Source organism: Fervidicella metallireducens AeB (assembly GCF_000601455.1).
Taxonomy (GTDB): Bacteria; Bacillota; Clostridia; order Clostridiales; family Caloramatoraceae; genus Fervidicella; species Fervidicella metallireducens.
This window is the reverse complement of sequence record NZ_AZQP01000048.1, coordinates 1-15575: the sequence shown is the minus strand read 5'-3', so window position 1 is coordinate 15575 and position 15575 is coordinate 1. Positions and strand designations below refer to the sequence as shown.

General features: G+C 31.3%; 15 protein-coding genes and 2 tRNA genes. 6 read left to right on the top strand and 11 right to left on the bottom strand.

Annotation, left to right across the window (positions count from 1 at the left end; genetic code table 11):
• Nucleotides 1–38: 38 nt before the first annotated feature.
• Nucleotides 39–1211: an alanyl-tRNA editing protein gene (locus tag Q428_RS11895; RefSeq protein WP_242847838.1), complete on the top strand. Its 1173-nt coding sequence runs from the start codon at nt 39–41 to the stop codon at nt 1209–1211.
• A gap of 93 nt (nt 1212–1304) precedes the next feature.
• Here Q428_RS11895 and Q428_RS11890 read toward each other — a convergent pair whose 3' ends face one another.
• The gene (locus Q428_RS11890) at nt 1305–1847 is read right to left on the bottom strand and encodes a coiled-coil domain-containing protein (protein WP_035381242.1); all 543 of its coding nucleotides are present in this window, start codon (nt 1845–1847) and stop codon (nt 1305–1307) included.
• A gap of 378 nt (nt 1848–2225) precedes the next feature.
• Between Q428_RS11890 and Q428_RS11885 the strand changes: the two genes are divergently transcribed.
• Together Q428_RS11885 and Q428_RS14990 are read left to right on the top strand one after the other, a co-directional pair.
• Complete coding sequence (locus tag Q428_RS11885) at nt 2226–2444, top strand: alpha/beta-type small acid-soluble spore protein (protein ID WP_035381240.1); 219 nt, start codon at nt 2226–2228, stop codon at nt 2442–2444.
• Nucleotides 2445–2694: 250 nt separating this feature from the next.
• Nucleotides 2695–5004, top strand: a complete 2310-nt coding sequence (locus tag Q428_RS14990) for an N-acetylmuramoyl-L-alanine amidase (RefSeq protein WP_084478336.1) — start codon at nt 2695–2697, stop codon at nt 5002–5004.
• Here the strand turns inward: Q428_RS14990 and pepF are convergent.
• Nucleotides 4890–6695, bottom strand: coding sequence for an oligoendopeptidase F (gene pepF / locus Q428_RS11880; protein ID WP_035381238.1), 1806 nt, complete (start codon nt 6693–6695; stop codon nt 4890–4892). The genes Q428_RS14990 and pepF overlap by 115 nt on opposite strands.
• An 85-nt stretch (nt 6696–6780) precedes the next feature.
• Nucleotides 6781–7719, bottom strand: coding sequence for an AEC family transporter (locus Q428_RS11875; protein ID WP_035381236.1), 939 nt, complete (start codon nt 7717–7719; stop codon nt 6781–6783).
• Between the two features lie 120 nt (nt 7720–7839).
• On the opposite strand from Q428_RS11875, the gene Q428_RS11870 reads away from it, so the two are divergent.
• The gene (locus Q428_RS11870) at nt 7840–9231 is read left to right on the top strand and encodes a membrane protein (protein WP_035381235.1); all 1392 of its coding nucleotides are present in this window, start codon (nt 7840–7842) and stop codon (nt 9229–9231) included.
• Between the two features lie 38 nt (nt 9232–9269).
• Here Q428_RS11870 and Q428_RS11865 read toward each other — a convergent pair whose 3' ends face one another.
• The gene (locus Q428_RS11865) at nt 9270–9758 is read right to left on the bottom strand and encodes a metallophosphoesterase family protein (protein ID WP_035381233.1); all 489 of its coding nucleotides are present in this window, start codon (nt 9756–9758) and stop codon (nt 9270–9272) included.
• A 169-nt stretch (nt 9759–9927) separates the two neighbouring features.
• Here Q428_RS11865 and pepT point away from each other — a divergent pair, with 169 nt between their 5' ends.
• Nucleotides 9928–11154, top strand: a complete 1227-nt coding sequence (gene pepT, locus Q428_RS11860; protein ID WP_035381231.1) for a peptidase T — start codon at nt 9928–9930, stop codon at nt 11152–11154.
• Nucleotides 11155–11293: 139 nt separating this feature from the next.
• Here the strand turns inward: pepT and Q428_RS11855 are convergent, their stop codons facing one another.
• From Q428_RS11855 to Q428_RS15500, 4 genes are all read right to left on the bottom strand, one after another.
• Complete coding sequence (locus tag Q428_RS11855; RefSeq protein WP_035381229.1) at nt 11294–11728, bottom strand: hypothetical protein; 435 nt, start codon at nt 11726–11728, stop codon at nt 11294–11296.
• 28 nt (nt 11729–11756) lie between these two features.
• On the bottom strand, nt 11757–12191 hold the full coding sequence (locus Q428_RS11850) for a hypothetical protein (RefSeq protein ID WP_035381227.1): 435 nt from the start codon (nt 12189–12191) through the stop codon (nt 11757–11759).
• A gap of 9 nt (nt 12192–12200) precedes the next feature.
• Nucleotides 12201–12677 (bottom strand): hypothetical protein, encoded by a 477-nt coding sequence (locus Q428_RS11845; protein WP_035381225.1) that lies wholly within the window; start codon nt 12675–12677, stop codon nt 12201–12203.
• A gap of 117 nt (nt 12678–12794) precedes the next feature.
• Nucleotides 12795–12965 carry a hypothetical protein gene (locus tag Q428_RS15500; RefSeq protein ID WP_161633628.1) on the bottom strand — a complete coding sequence of 57 codons (171 nt, stop codon included), beginning with the start codon at nt 12963–12965 and terminating at the stop codon, nt 12795–12797.
• Between the two features lie 223 nt (nt 12966–13188).
• Between Q428_RS15500 and Q428_RS11840 the strand changes: the two genes are divergently transcribed.
• Nucleotides 13189–13953 carry an amidase domain-containing protein gene (locus Q428_RS11840; protein WP_035381223.1) on the top strand — a complete coding sequence of 255 codons (765 nt, stop codon included), beginning with the start codon at nt 13189–13191 and terminating at the stop codon, nt 13951–13953.
• Nucleotides 13954–14168: 215 nt separating this feature from the next.
• Here Q428_RS11840 and Q428_RS11835 read toward each other — a convergent pair whose 3' ends face one another.
• The 3 genes from Q428_RS11835 to Q428_RS11825 form a co-directional block, all read right to left on the bottom strand.
• On the bottom strand, nt 14169–15077 hold the full coding sequence (locus tag Q428_RS11835; protein WP_035381221.1) for a transposase: 909 nt from the start codon (nt 15075–15077) through the stop codon (nt 14169–14171).
• A gap of 124 nt (nt 15078–15201) precedes the next feature.
• A tRNA-Arg gene (locus Q428_RS11830) sits at nt 15202–15278 on the bottom strand.
• Nucleotides 15279–15399: 121 nt separating this feature from the next.
• Nucleotides 15400–15487: transfer RNA gene (locus Q428_RS11825), tRNA-Leu, on the bottom strand.
• Nucleotides 15488–15575: the final 88 nt, after the last annotated feature.

Here is a 15575-nt window from a genome sequence, read left to right as displayed (position 1 = left end):
TGTAATCAATGGTTAAACTATATTATGAAAATCCGTATATGAAGGAATGTGTCTGTGAAATAGTAAATATAGTAGAAAAAGATAATAAATATCACCTGGAATTAGATAGAACCTGCTTTTATCCAGAAGGGGGAGGACAACCATCTGATACAGGCAAAATAGACGGAATACCTGTAAATTATGTTTATGAAGAAAAGGGTAAGATTTATCATGTTGTTGAGACTAAGCCTAATAGGATACATAAAGTAAAATGTATTATTGACTGGGAAAAACGATATGATAATATGCAGCAACATTTAGGACAGCATATAATATCAGCATGTTTTATGAACTTATTTAATTCAAAGACAATAGGTTTTCATCTTAGTGATTCCTATACAACAATAGATCTGGATAAAATATTGGATAGTGAAGAGATTGAGAAGGTAGAAGAGGAAGCAAATAAAATAATTGCTGAAAATATAGAGGTAGAAATCTTATACCCTTCCAAGGACGAGTTGAGAAAGCTTCAGACAAGAAGACCATTACCAAAAACAGAAGAAGAAATAAGAATAGTAAAAATTGGTGATATCGACATTAATGCATGCTGTGGAACGCACCCAAAATCAACACTGGAAGTTCAATTAATTAAAATTATAAAGTGGGAAAAATATAAAAATGGAGTAAGGATTTATTTTCTTTGTGGTAACAGAGCAATTAAAGACTATATATTAAAACATAATTCTATTAATAGCATATCAAAGATTTTATCCTGCAGCGTCAATGAAGTAATGCAAGAAGTTGAAAGGCTTATGGCGGAACATAATAAAAATCAAAATGAAAAAAGAGCATTGATTTCAGAGATAGCTTATTATCAGGCTAAAGATATGTTTGCTTCAACTGAAGCTATTGATGATGTTAAGATAATAAAAACAATTTTTGATAATACGGATATAAAATATGTGGAATTACTTGCAACTAAGTTGGCAGAATTCCCTAAAGTGGTAATATTATTTGCTATAAAATCCCAAGACAGGGTTCAATTAAAATTCATACGTTCAAAGGAACTAAACAATTTGAACATGAGCAGCCTTTTAAAGGATGCAATAACTTTGATTGATGGAAAAGGTGGAGGAACTGAATATTCTGCACAGGGCGGAGGGAAAAATAATAATAACTTAGAATCTTTGATGGATTATGCATTTAACAAGGTTAAAAATAATTTGACTTAATAAAATAAATTAGCAGCCAAACAAACCTAAGATATCTTATATAAATTATTTCAGCCATAAACTTATTAGTTAGTTTATGGGCTGAAATAATGTTTATTTCTTTAAAATTTCAAGAATTTCATCTAGTGTTTTATTTATTTTAGCTAAAGCTTCATATCTACTATCTCTGATACTAGCTATCTTTTCTAAATTTAAAAGAGCAGCATCTATGTTTTTAGCAGAAATATTTGCTTTAAATTGTTCCCAGAAGGGTTTTCCTGCCATTCTTAAATTTTTAAGGGTTTCCTTATCAGGTTGTAAAGAGAGGAGTTTAGCGTTAACTTGATCCAGTTTTGCCTTGATTTCAGGATTATCTTTAGATTTATTTAATTCTGCAAGAATTGATTTAATTTGTTGGCGTTTATTTTTGATGTCTTCCCTTAATGACTTATTTCTCTCCATGAGGGCTTTTAATTCTAGTTTTTTAGCTTTAATTTTTTCCGTTAAAGCTTTTTTCTCAGTTTTTTCGAGTTCTTTTGCAGCTTTTAACTCAACTTTTTTTTGTTTTTCAGTAGCAGCCTTTACTGGGTCCATATTAATTAATGTTAATGTGAATATGAACATTATAGTTAGGACTGCTGATAAAATTTTTTTCATCCCAAAAACCTCCTTTAATTCATTATATTTACATTATAATTCCTTCATATTAAATTACCAGAATAAAAAAATTAAAAATAATTAAACAAAACAAAAGAGGCGTTTAAAACGCCTCTTTTGTTTGCCTGCCTCTCAAAAATTAAAACAAAGGAATAATTTAAAAAACCGAATTTGTAAAATTCTTATTGAGTTATTCTTATTATAAATCATATATATTAAGAATCAATGAAGTAAAAATTAATAATAATTAAACCAGTTTGTTACAGGAACAAAGAATCTCATGACAAAATATTGCAAATTTTTTACCTCCAATTCCCTGCTATATAAAAATTCATATTGGTTAAATTAATAGTAACAGCACAACAGGAGGTGAAAGATATGAATAACAATATAGTTGGAGGAAAGAACCAGAAGGTTGTTCCAGAAGCTAAGAAAGGCCTTAACCAATTTAAATATGAAGTAGCTAACGAAATCGGTGTTAATGCACCAGAAAGCGGATACTGGGGAAACATGACATCAAAGGAATGTGGTTCAGTAGGTGGCTACATGGTAAAGAAAATGGTTGAAGCTTATGAAAGAAATTTAGCAGGTAAGTAATATAATAATAAAAAAGGGATCATCTATTTAGATGGTCCCTTTTTTAACGATAATACAAGTGTAGTATAATTAGACAGAAATAAATGTAAACTCTTAATAATTTTTAATTAATTCAAAACATAGTTTTAATAATTACAAATTATACTAAAATTGGTTTTATATAATGTTATTTGTAAAATTATGATGAATTTATGATAAAATAATTATTGGATATAAATATATTTTATCAGGAACTTAAGGGGGGGTTTAGTTGCTGAAGAGATTAACTACAACCATAATGATTCTTGTATTTACTTTATCTATAATATCGCAGAACGTATTTGCCTTTACAACATTAAAATACGGTTCTAAAGGTAATAATGTTAAAATATTACAACAAAAATTAAAGGATTTTGGTTATTTCAAAGGGACAGCTAATGGTGTGTTTGGGAATGAAACAAAAAATGCAGTTATAAAGTTTCAACAAACAAAGAAATTAAAGGCTACAGGTACTGTTGATGAAAAGACATGGAATTTATTAAATAAGGGTACAAGCTCAAATTCCACTAAAACAACTCAAGTAAATACTAAGGAGAATACTTTTAAAAAATTAGAAAAAGGAATGAGTGGACAAGAGGTTACGGCATTACAAAAGAAACTGGTAGAATTAAAATATATTAAATTAAATACATATGGATATTTTGGGAGTATGACTGTTGACGCGGTTAAAGCTTTCCAGAAGTCAAATAACTTACCACCAACTGGGATTGTTGACAAGAAAACATGGGATTTAATTTTTAAAACAAATAACGAAGTTAAGACAACAACAAAAGTCGATACTACTACACAAAAGAACCCTTCTAGTCCTAATATAGATAATCAGGAACAAAATAAACCAGTTGATACTTCACTTAAAAAAGGATGTTCTGGAGAGGAAGTTACTTCACTACAAAAGAGGTTAGCTGAGCTTAAATATCTTAATATAGATAACTATGGTAATTTTGACGACAAAACAGAATCTGCAGTGATGGAGTTTCAGAAAAAAAATAATCTAACTGTAACAGGTACAGTAAATAATGAAACAAAAAAGATACTTTTCAGTAGTGAAGCAAAGCCAAAGGTAGAGACTTCAAAGGAGGATACAGAAACAAAACCAGTAGAAGGGGATAATGTTAATTCTCAGATTCAAATACCTATAACTTCGGTTCTTCAATATGGAAGTTCAGGTAACGAGGTTACCATTTTACAGAATAAACTTAATGAACAAGGGTTTAATTGTAACATCAGTGGTATATTTGAAGAAACAACTTTAAAGGCAGTTATAGATTTTCAAAATGCTAATGGTTTAGCAGCAGACGGAATAGTAACTCAGGCTGTATTAGAGAAACTTTTTATCCAAACAGTGATAAGGGAAATATTTGTGCAGAAAAATGGTACTCCAGGCAGCTTAACAGGAAAAATAATAATCATAGATCCTGGTCATGGATTTAAGGATCCAGGTGCATCTTATTCTGGAGTACAAGAGAAAACAATTACACTTGACATAGGTTTGAGATTAAAGAGAATTTTGCAGGAAGCAGGTGCAACGGTTATAATGACGAGAGATACAGACGGAAATGAGGGGTATCATTCTCTATATTATCGCTCTGCAGTTGCTAACAATCAGATTATAGAGCTCGAAATACCTAGATTGATGCTTGAAATATCCCAGATTGAGGGAAAAATTGCAGAGCAGGAAAAGAACATAGAAACCAAGCAGAAAGAGTTAGACAATTTAAGGCAGTTGCAAAATCCAGTTGATCAGGAAACTATAAGTAACATGGAAATTGCACTTGGAGAAGCTATGATTGCCCTTGAAGAAACCAGAATAAAAAAACAGGAGCTTGAGAAAAAGATAGATATACTCAATCAAAAGAAACAAACTTTTAATTACTACATTAATAACCCTTCATATAAAGAAAGATACGGAATTATGAAAACAACTTCAGCAAATAACTACGCAGTAAATAAGGATTTAGTGGAAATTTTTGATTTGGCTAAAGAAAAATATAATAATGATGTTGTTTTCATTTCAATACATTGCAATGCTACATCTGAGAAAGTAACAAAGGCTTCGGGAATTCAGGTTTATGTACAGAAAGATAATGATTCCTATTACACGTCATATTATAAAAACTATGATTATAAGAGCAGACAGAATTTAGGATTAAGTCTTCTTCAGGAATTAAATGCAAATACCAGTTTTTCAAAAAAATATACTTCTCTTTATAAGAGTAACTTAAGTGTACTCAGGGAAAACAATCTTGCCTCTGTCCTTGTGGAGGTTGGCTTTTTAAATAATCCAGATGACAGACTGCTGCTTACAAAGGAGCAAACACGTGAAGATGTGGCTTTTGGTTTATACAAAGGATTACAAAAGTATTTTAATATAAAAATAACAGGAAAGAAAATCTTTCCTGTTATTTTTTATATTAACTCTTCCATTTCATCAAGTAGCGACTCAAAAACTTTTAATGCATTATTTATTGGTTCTGGTGAAGTCATATCAACTCCTGCTGATTTCAATAGATTAAGTGGGTAATCAGAGCCGCCGCCCTTTAAGAAATTTAAATATCTTTCTACAGCAGGTGTGCCTTCATTAAGTATCTGTTGAGAAAGTGATATAGCAGCTGAGAAACCGGTAGCATATTTATAAACATAAAAACTTGTGTAAAAATGAGGGATTCTAGCCCATTCTAGAGCTATATAATCATCGATTACAGCATCAGGACCGAAATATTTAGCATTCAAATTACGGTAAATATTAGATAGAGAAGTTGCTGTCAATGATTCACCTGCTTCTGCTTTTTCATGAATTATTTTTTCAAATTCAGCAAACATAGTCTGTCTGAATACTGTACCCCTGAATTGCTCCATATAGTGATTTAGTAAATACATTTTTTCTTTTTTATCCTTTGTATTTTTAAGCATATAATTCATCAATAGAGCCTCATTTAAAGTGGAAGCAACCTCAGCAACAAAAATTTTATATTGTGAATATAAATATGGCTGAGTTGACTTTGAATAGAAGCTATGCATTGCGTGTCCCATTTCATGGGCAAGTGTAAACATACCGTCAATAGTGTCATTATGGTTTAATAAAACATATGGATGTGAATCATAGCATCCCCATGAATAAGCCCCGCTTCTTTTTCCTACATTTTCATAAACATCTATCCAGCCAGACTCAAAGGCCTTAGTCAGATCAGAAATATAAGTTTCGCCAAGGGGGCTGACGCCTTTTTTTACTAGTTCCACAGCTTCTTCATATTTTATTTCCATTTCAACATCCTTAACCATAGGTGTATATATATCATACATATGCAATTCATCAAGATTCAGCATTTTCTTTCTTAGAGAAACATACCTATGCATTAATTTTAAATTATTGTGAACTGCAGCAATGAGGTTGTCATAAACTTCAACAGGAATGTTATCCTGAAACAGGGAGGCTTCCCTTGCTGAGGAATATTTTCTAATTGTGGAATTAAATATATTTGCTTTAACATTGGCACTAAGGGTTGATGCAATGGTATTTATATGTTTTTCATATGTACTATACAATGCCTCAAATGCATCCTTTCTAACCCTTCTATCTGGATTTTCCATAAGGGATATATATCTGCCCTTTGTAACTTCCACATCATTTCCATTCTCATCCTTTATCACTGGAAATTTCAAGTCTGCATTATTCAGCATATTAAAAATAGTTCCAGGGGACCTTGAAATTTCAGATGAAAGGGCTAAAATCTGTTCTTCTTTTTCAGATAATATATGAGGCTTTATTCTACTTATTTCATCAAGAAATCGCTTATAAAATTTGAGTTTGTCATTTTTTTCAATGAATTCATTTAATCTATCATCAGGGATAGATAGGATTTTTGGAACAATAAAAGAGCTGGCACTGGCTATTTTTGTTTTTAGAGAATCTGCTCTGTCGGCAAGCTCCTGATAGTAGCTGTCGGTTGTATCCTGATGACTGCTCATGTGTGCATAAACATAAACTTTATCTGAGAGCCTCTCCATTTCAGTGTTGTAATCTAAACACTGTAAAAGCTCATCAGGGGAGGTTGTCATTGTATCAGCAAAACTCTGTATTTTCTCCGACATATCAAGACATATTTTGAAATCTTTCTCCCATAAATCATCTGATGGATACATGTCAGTTAATTTCCATTTAAACTGAGAAGGTATTTCTTCACGTTTTGGTATTGATGAAGCAGATTTTTTCATGGTAACTACCTCCATATAAAAAATAGATTATCCTATGATACAGTATTCTACAAACCGAAGAAATATCCTTCAAATAAAATACAAATCATCCTAAAAATAGCATGTAAAAAGGTATAAATAGAAAACTAAGGACAGTAGTTATCAGTATCATTATAGCAATATATTTTTCATCCGCATTATATGCTTTGGCTATTATTGCAGTTTGGGTCATAATAGGTAAAGATGACTGAATTATAAACACATTTCGCATAAGTGTGGGAATAGGGATGAATGTGGTTAATATGTAAACAATAAATGGTGAAACAATAAACCTACCCAATAATATAACCAGCATATCTAAGGATAATTTGATTGATTTAATGTCTACAGAGTAAATAGTAATTCCAATAAACAACATTGAAAGTGGTGTTGTTAAATTTCCCATATATTTGCATGTATCCATAATGAAATCAGGTAATTTTATATCAAGAAGAATAAGTATTATAGCTAAAATAAAGCTGGTCAAAGGAGGTGAAAAAATTCTCTTAAGATTATTAAGAGAAAAAAGATGATCATTTTCTATGCCTGCATCTTTAGATAAATTATATACCCCTATTGTCCAGAAAAAAGTTGTATTTGCAATATAATATAAAAAAACGTATGGAATACTTTTTTCACCAAAGAGTGCAATATTAACAGGTAAACCAATAAAAATTGTGTTTGAAATAAAGAACATAGATTGAAAAGCACCTTTTCTAGTGTTAGGAACTTTAATTATCCTTGAAAGGATTACAGCAATAACAAAACATATTCCCATAGATAGAAAGGGTATTGTAAGGGCATAACCGGATGATAAAAGTTTATCCTTAGAAAAATTGGACATAAGGCTTGATAGCATCATAGCAGGCAGAGAAATTTGAGTTACTAATTTTGAAAAAAGTTTTGATGTTTCATTATTAAACCATTTTTTAAATGTAAGTATATAGCCGATAGCTATCATTATCATTATTGTAAGGATGCTCTCGAAGGCTTGTAAAAAAATCATAGAAATCCCCCCAAAGTAGTCTATAATTCAATTATTACACAAATAGAACAATTTTTACATATGGCATTTTCAGTTATCCCTGCATATTTTAAAGTATATTAATTTTCAAAGGGGATTGTTATGGGAACTGAACTAGTAGCACTTCATTGGGTTTACCTTATCTTTATTTTTCTTATACTAGGTGTTATGGTTATGCGAAGGGATACAACCCTTGTATGTATTGTTGGTATTTTTGTGATAGGGCTCATTGTCAAGGGAAGCATTACATCTTCTATAATTGGAATTTTCAATAGTCTGATTTATGCTATAACTGAACTTGTAGGTACTATACTTGTCATATCTATAATTGTGGCTATGAGTAAGGTTTTAGCTGAGACAGGGATAAACGAAACAATGATTTCTCCATTTACAAAATTAATGAAAAATCCAAGTCTTGCATATTGGACTGTAGGTTTATTGATGATGATTATTTCCTGGTTTTTCTGGCCATCACCTGCTGTTGCTTTAATTGGAGTAGTTCTTTTACCAGCAGCTGTTAAGGCAGGACTTCCCGCACTAGGAGTTGCCATGGTAATGAATTTGTTTGGACATGGAATAGCTCTTTCAAGCGACTTCATTATACAAGGTGCTCCGAAACTTACTGCAGACGGGGCAGGAATACCTGTTGGCAGCGTAATATCCGCCAGTGTACCCCTTATAGTTGTTATGGGGATTGTAACAACAGTAACTGCATTTTATATTTTAAAAAGAGATATGAAAAAAGGAATATTAAAAGTAGAAGGGAATGCTAAGGATTATAAGGAGCAGAACAACAAAAAAGGAGAAATGTCAATAATCTTAAAGAGGGTTTTTGCAGTTGTTGTTCCTATACTTTTCTTACTTGATGTAGTAGCAATGTATACAAATGATTTAAGGGGAGGAGATGCAACTGCCTTAATAGGTGGAACAGCTGCGTTTATTTTGATAGTATTATCAATGGTTAAGGATAAAAAATCAGGACTTGAAAATATAACAGCATATCTTGTTGAAGGTTTACAATTTGGATTTAGAGTTTTTGGGCCTGTAATCCCTATAGCAGCATTCTTTTATTTAGGAGATTCAGGACTGATAAAGGTTTTTGGCGAGGTGCTTCCAAGTGGTTCACATGGAATTGTCAATGATTTAGGGCTAGCTTTAGCAAATACAGTTCCTTTAAATTCTGCAATTGGAGCCATAACCACAGCAGGTGTCGGTGCAATAACTGGACTTGATGGTTCAGGATTTTCAGGTATTTCTTTAGCAGGTTCAGTGGCAAAACTCTTTGGAACGGCAATAGGAAGGGGAACAGCCACACTTACAGCTTTGGGTCAGGTTGCAGCTATTTGGGTTGGAGGAGGAACTTTAATTCCTTGGGCTGTTATTCCAGTAGCAGCTATATGTGATGTTGATCCTTTTGAATTAGTCAGAAGAAATATTATTCCTGTAGTTATAGGAATGGTAGCAACAATTATTGCAGCCATAATAATTATATAAACAATAACCTGACGTGCAGTTTTCTGCACGTCAGGTTATTAGAATAATTTTAAATATGCCTTAATTCCATCCTTTTCAAGCTCAATTATTATAAAGGAATGCCAGCGTTCTGTTCTTTTATAGCAAAGGGAACCTGGATTTAACATTAGAACCTTTCCCTTTGTTAAAATTGTTGGAGAATGACTGTGACCAAAAACGATTATATCAACTTTTTCATTTTTAAATTTATCATAGGCACGTTCAATGGTTGTTTTATTCTTGCCGTGACCATGAAATATGCCTATTTTATATCCATTTATTTTTAAAATTTCAGTTTCTCTAAGCATTTCTTTTGTAGAGTCTTTATCAACGTTTCCCCAGACACCAATAAATTGTTTATAGCTTTTTAAAATATCTACGGTTTTAGGATTTGTATAATCACCAGCATGTATAATCATATCCACATCTTTAAAGTATTTTTCAATATAACTCTGTATTTTATCTGGATTTTTATGAAAATGTGTATCGGAGATAATTGCAATTCGCATTTTTTTCACCTCATTACTATGTTATTAAGCAGGAGTTATTATGTTGATAAGTCTTTTTACATTTATTAAAATAAACTTTTCTAACAAAAGTATACTTTATGGTTGTTTCTTTTTTAAAATAATATAGTATAATTAAACTGGTTATATTACTTAAAGGAGATGAATTATTATGTCAAAGGTTGTAGAGAGATTTTTATCATATGTAAAATATGATACTAAGTCAGATGACGGAAGTACAACTGTTCCAACAACTGAAGGTCAGATAATTTTAGCTAAGGAAATAGCAAAGGAGCTTGAAGCTTTAGGGATGAAGGATGTCTCATTAGATGAAAATGGATACATAATGGCTACTCTACCTGCAAATACAGATAAAGATATTCCAACTATAGGATTTATAGCACATATGGATACAGCTCCAGATATGCCAGGAAAAAATGTAAAACCACAAATAGTTGAAAATTATGATGGTGGAGATATTGTTTTAAATAAAGAAAAAAATATAATATTATCACCAAAGGAACATGAAAGTTTGAAAAATTACATGGGACATACTTTAATAACAACTGATGGAACAACTCTCCTAGGCGCAGATGATAAGGCTGGAATTGCAGAGATTATAACAGCTGTAGAATATTTGATAAATCATCCAGAAATAAAGCATGGTGAAATACGTGTTGGATTTACTCCAGATGAGGAAGTAGGCAGGGGAGCAGATCATTTTAACGTTGAAAAATTCAATGCAGACTTTGCTTATACAGTTGATGGAGGAGCTGTTGGTGAATTAGAATATGAAAGCTTCAACGCAGCAGGCGGAAAGGTAACTATAAAAGGTATTAACATACATCCAGGGTCTGCAAAGGGTAAGATGGTAAACTCAATGCTTATTGCAAATGAATTTATATCAATGCTTCCAGAAAGAGAAACACCAGCTAATACAGAAGGATATGAAGGCTTTTATCACCTGATTTCTATGAAGGGAGAAGTTGAGGAAACAACTTTAGCTTATATCATAAGAGATTTTGACAGAGCTAACTTTGAAAATAGAAAAACAACCTTTGCTGAGATTGGCAATAAGCTTAATGCAAAATATGGAGAAGGAACTGTTGTTGTAGAAGTTAAGGATCAATACTACAACATGAGAGAAAAGATTGAAGAGGTAATGCACATAGTTGATACAGCTTCAGAAGCTATGAAAGCAGTTGGAGTAACTCCAAACATTATACCAATCAGAGGAGGTACAGACGGTTCAAGACTTTCATACATGGGTCTTCCAACACCAAACCTATTTACAGGCGGACATAACTTCCATGGAAGATATGAATATATTCCAACATCATCTATGGAAAAGGCTGTTGAAGTTATACTAAAAATAGTTGAGATATATGCAAATAAGTAATAAATTGAGATGTGGCACTAGCATTTTTTAAAATGCTAGTGCCACATCCCTTATTTGAATTATTGATTATGACATTTTGGATGATAGAAAAAATTTTATATCACTGATAGTGAGTGTGTATCTCTAGTATATACTCGTATTATTTATGAGTTAATATATAATTATAAAGATTTTTCGTGATATCGATATCATTAGGATTTTCTTTGAGTTTACTAATATAAGTTTTCAATTCATATAATTTTTTTTCTGATTTTTTATTAAACTTATATTCCATTAAAAAGGTTTCCAATTCTATAATAGTGCCAACAAGTTCTTTATTTTTTTTTGAATAACTTGTGTGTCGGACTACTCCTCGACACTGACCTACAGCAGATAATATAATTCGATATCCACCTTCATTAGTGATATAGCTGTCTTTGATACTATTATCTAATTCTCTTAATTCGTTAATAAATGTTGCATCTATATATTTTTGTGTGTAATCCATGCGTTTTATATTATCAAGTTGCCATAAATTTAAGAAAAGAGAAAATGCAAGCAATATATAAAGCCCTTTTTTACCTATATTTTTCACGATTTGTTTCACCTCCCAACAAGAAATTTTAACGTTTTATTCTTCCATCAATAAAAGCATAATCCCAGTGTGTTGTTACGGTTGGGGTAATAGAAAGACCACCTGACTTTAAATCTATACTTGGACTACTTGTAGATATTTTGCTTTGTTGATGAGCATATGTAAAAGTATAATTACAATAACCTGATATTGCATTTGCAGGATTAGCTTCAAAAGAAAGCCTTACGCTAAAGTTCCCATCATCGTATAAAGGAAATACACCATTTTTATAGCATTCAGATAAAGAGAATGTATAAGCCAATCCCCCTGTACCTGATGCAGGAATTCTATTAAAAGTTCCATTTGCTGGATATCCATTAGGGTACCCATTTTTTTGTACTTTCCAACTGTAATAGAAACGATCTGTATTAGGAATAAAACTTGTATTAGAATCCCAAGTCACACCAAATACATCTGTTTGCATATAAAATGGTTATTTTCTCCAATCAGCATATGAATTTACATATATATGACCAGAATTGTTAACTATCGAATATCCTATTCGTATCCAATTATAATATGTTCCAGAATCACCTGATGCATCATCGTCAGCAGACATAGTTGCAGTTTCAACTAATGTATCATTAAATAACTCAGGATTATTTTTTTCACTTATATATTGCACCTCTGTTATTTCAACCATTTTTTTATTAATTTCTTTCTTCCCTGTTTTCTTATCTTTTTTTATTGTTACTTCATATCTATAATATTTAATTGATGAGTCTATTGGAGCTCCTTGTAAATACTTATCTTCTCCTTCAAATTTACTTAACAAATTTGTTACTTTTTCAAAATTGTTCCTTTTATCTTCTTGAAGATTAGCGTGCACTTTTTTCGTATCTAAAATCATAAATGAGAATAAAAATGCAAGACAAATGCATAAAGATCTTTTTAAAATTTTATCTAACATTATAACTAACTCCTTTATTCTATTATTTATAGTGCACTATAATAATAATAAATGTCAATATTTACAAATAATAATAAATATAGGAAAATCAAATGCATGGATGTAAGAGACATATACTTACTGTGATAATATAGTCATATATATTTTATAGGTCTTTTGATATTTTTTAACTAAGGATAAATAGTTAAGCTTATCCTCATTATCTTTAAACAAATCAACTTCGCTTATTCTCCTTGCCATTATATGAATAATGGCATCTTCTTTTTTCTGCCTTGCCATTCTTGACATAAAAAAACATCTCCTTCAAGGTTTACTCTGAAAATAGTATTTCCTTTGAAGGGGGATGTTGTTCTTTGGTTCACAACACTGCTTATATGTCCCACCGGGTTCAATTACCGTTTTGAGTAAAAAGACATTAATAAAATGTTAATAAAATAGAAAGGGGGATAAAAGTATAAATTAATAAAATATGTTAATAATGAAAAATATAAATTAATGGAGGGCGTATATAATGAAAAAGTTTAAAATATTTCCTATTTTATTAAGCTTGATTCTTATTACTTTTAGTTTAAACTTCGTACATGCGGGCCAAATTTCTAAGCTTGAAAAAGATAAAAATAGTATTCAAAAAACTATAGAAACATTTATTACTGAATCGTGGAATATTACGACAGATGAAGTTCAGAGGCAGAAGCAAACTCAAGATATATGCAAAGATATAAAGTTAAAAAATAACATAGAAAAACGATTAATGGGATTTAAAAATTTAGAGAAAACAGATAATATAAAATACACAAAAAATGATGTAAAATTTAATTTTTACGATATTATAGTAAATGAAAATACTGCAAAAGTAAAAGTTGACTATATAATAACAATAAATTATAAAATTTCGGAAAAAGAACAAACCCCAACGAAAGTATATAATTTGCATGATATTGAACTCAAAAAGTTAGATGGAATATGGGTTATAATATCTAATAAAGATTTATCTATGCCTGATAATGCTCCTGAATTGCCATCTGTAACTTCACAAGATATTAAATTAGAAAATGACACAGCGTTTACAACCCTTTTGCCTACCTATAATAGAACTGCTGCAGTTAACTATGCTTGCACATATGTGTTTAATCCAAACTCTACCTATAGAAATATGGGAACATCAGGTTCAGGAGGTGATTGTACAAACTTCGCTTCTCAAATAATAAAAAGTGGTGGTTGGCCACATGATACTGATGGAAGTGGAGGCTTAGATAGATGGTTTTATATGTCATAAGGGACACATACTTACTGCAATAATATAGTCATATATATTTTATAAGCCCTTCCATACCTCAATTTTAACCAAACTATGTGATTCCTTGGCTTAATATAACTTTATTTTCTCTTTTTTTTAAGAGTTTTGCTATGCTTGTCCAATTTTTATGCTTCACGAAAACAATTATTTTTATAACTTTTGAAAGCCAATTACAATATTTTCGTACAAAAAAATTAAGCATACTGTTTCATAAACTCATATGTAATATTTTTATATTTCTCATCATCTAAAAGCTTCACCCCAAGGCTGCTGAGCTTTGAAACCCTGCTTTGGGTTATGTTTCCAAGGACGCGGCAGATTTCACTGCATTTTAAGTTACAAAGACTTCTCATTAAAAGTACAGCCAGTGCCTTTGCTTCAACTATTTCTCTGCAGTGTTTTGTATGTAGCTTTATTTTTTCAATTCCAAGTTTTGATGCGATAAACTCCAGTATCTCTATAGTTTTAATGTTTCTCACTAAAATCTTTCTTTCACTTCTGTATTCGGTTCCTTCATTTAAAAATTCAACTTCTTCTTTGAAAACCTTATCAGAGCATTTATATACTAATTTCATATAGCTTTCCCTGGCTTTTTTAGGATTTTTACTGAACATTCCCATAATAAAACCATCATCAATAAGTTCATAGGGGTCATGTCTTAAGCCTAGGTATATTGAAAGACTTGAAAATTCGTATTTCTCGGGGCAATTTTCATAACCCTTTATATCACAAGGGTTGTTGTGAACATATGCCGATAAGGCATAAAGATATATTTCACTCTTTACCATTTTACTTTTAAATCTGTCTTGGAATAGATGTCCATGTCTTTTATGTCTGTGATTGAAATATTGTGCATAGGAAAAGTTTATGCTGTGCATTATTCTTGAAATGTCTGCTCCGTTAGCATCTATAATTAAATGAAGATGGTTATCCATAAGGCAGTAGCCATATACTCTGAATTCATAGGTTTTTTGATATTTTTTGACTAAAGCTAAATAATTAAGCTTATCCGTATCATCTTTAAATAAATCAACTTCACTGATACTCCTTGCCATTACATGAAAAATGGCATCTTCTTTTTTCTGCCTTGCAATTCTAGGCATAAAAAAACATCTCCTTTCAAGGTTTACTATGAAAATAGTATTTCCTTTGAAGGGAGATATTATTCATTGGTTTATAACACTGCTTATATGTCCCACCGGGTTTATATCAACGTTTTATTAAAAATGGTGCGCCCAAGAGGATTCGAACCTCCGGCACACGGTTTAGGAAACCGTTGCTCTATCCTGCTGAGCTATGGGCGCAACTTCTAACAATATTATATTTGTTTATGTATTCCTTGTCAACCTCATTAAAGCCAGTTTTCTGGAATCAATGTATCATAACGTCAAAAATAAAAAACTCTCCAGTTTTACTGAAGAGCCTTGGTGCAGGTGGTGGGACTTGAACCCACACGCCTTATTCAGACCCAGGATTTTAAGTCCTGTGCGTCTGCCGATTCCGCCACACCTGCATGAACATCTTAGCGACAAATATTATTATACACAATTCTATTTTTTTTGCAAGTGTTTTTTTATTTTAGCTGAAAAAAACTATTAAAA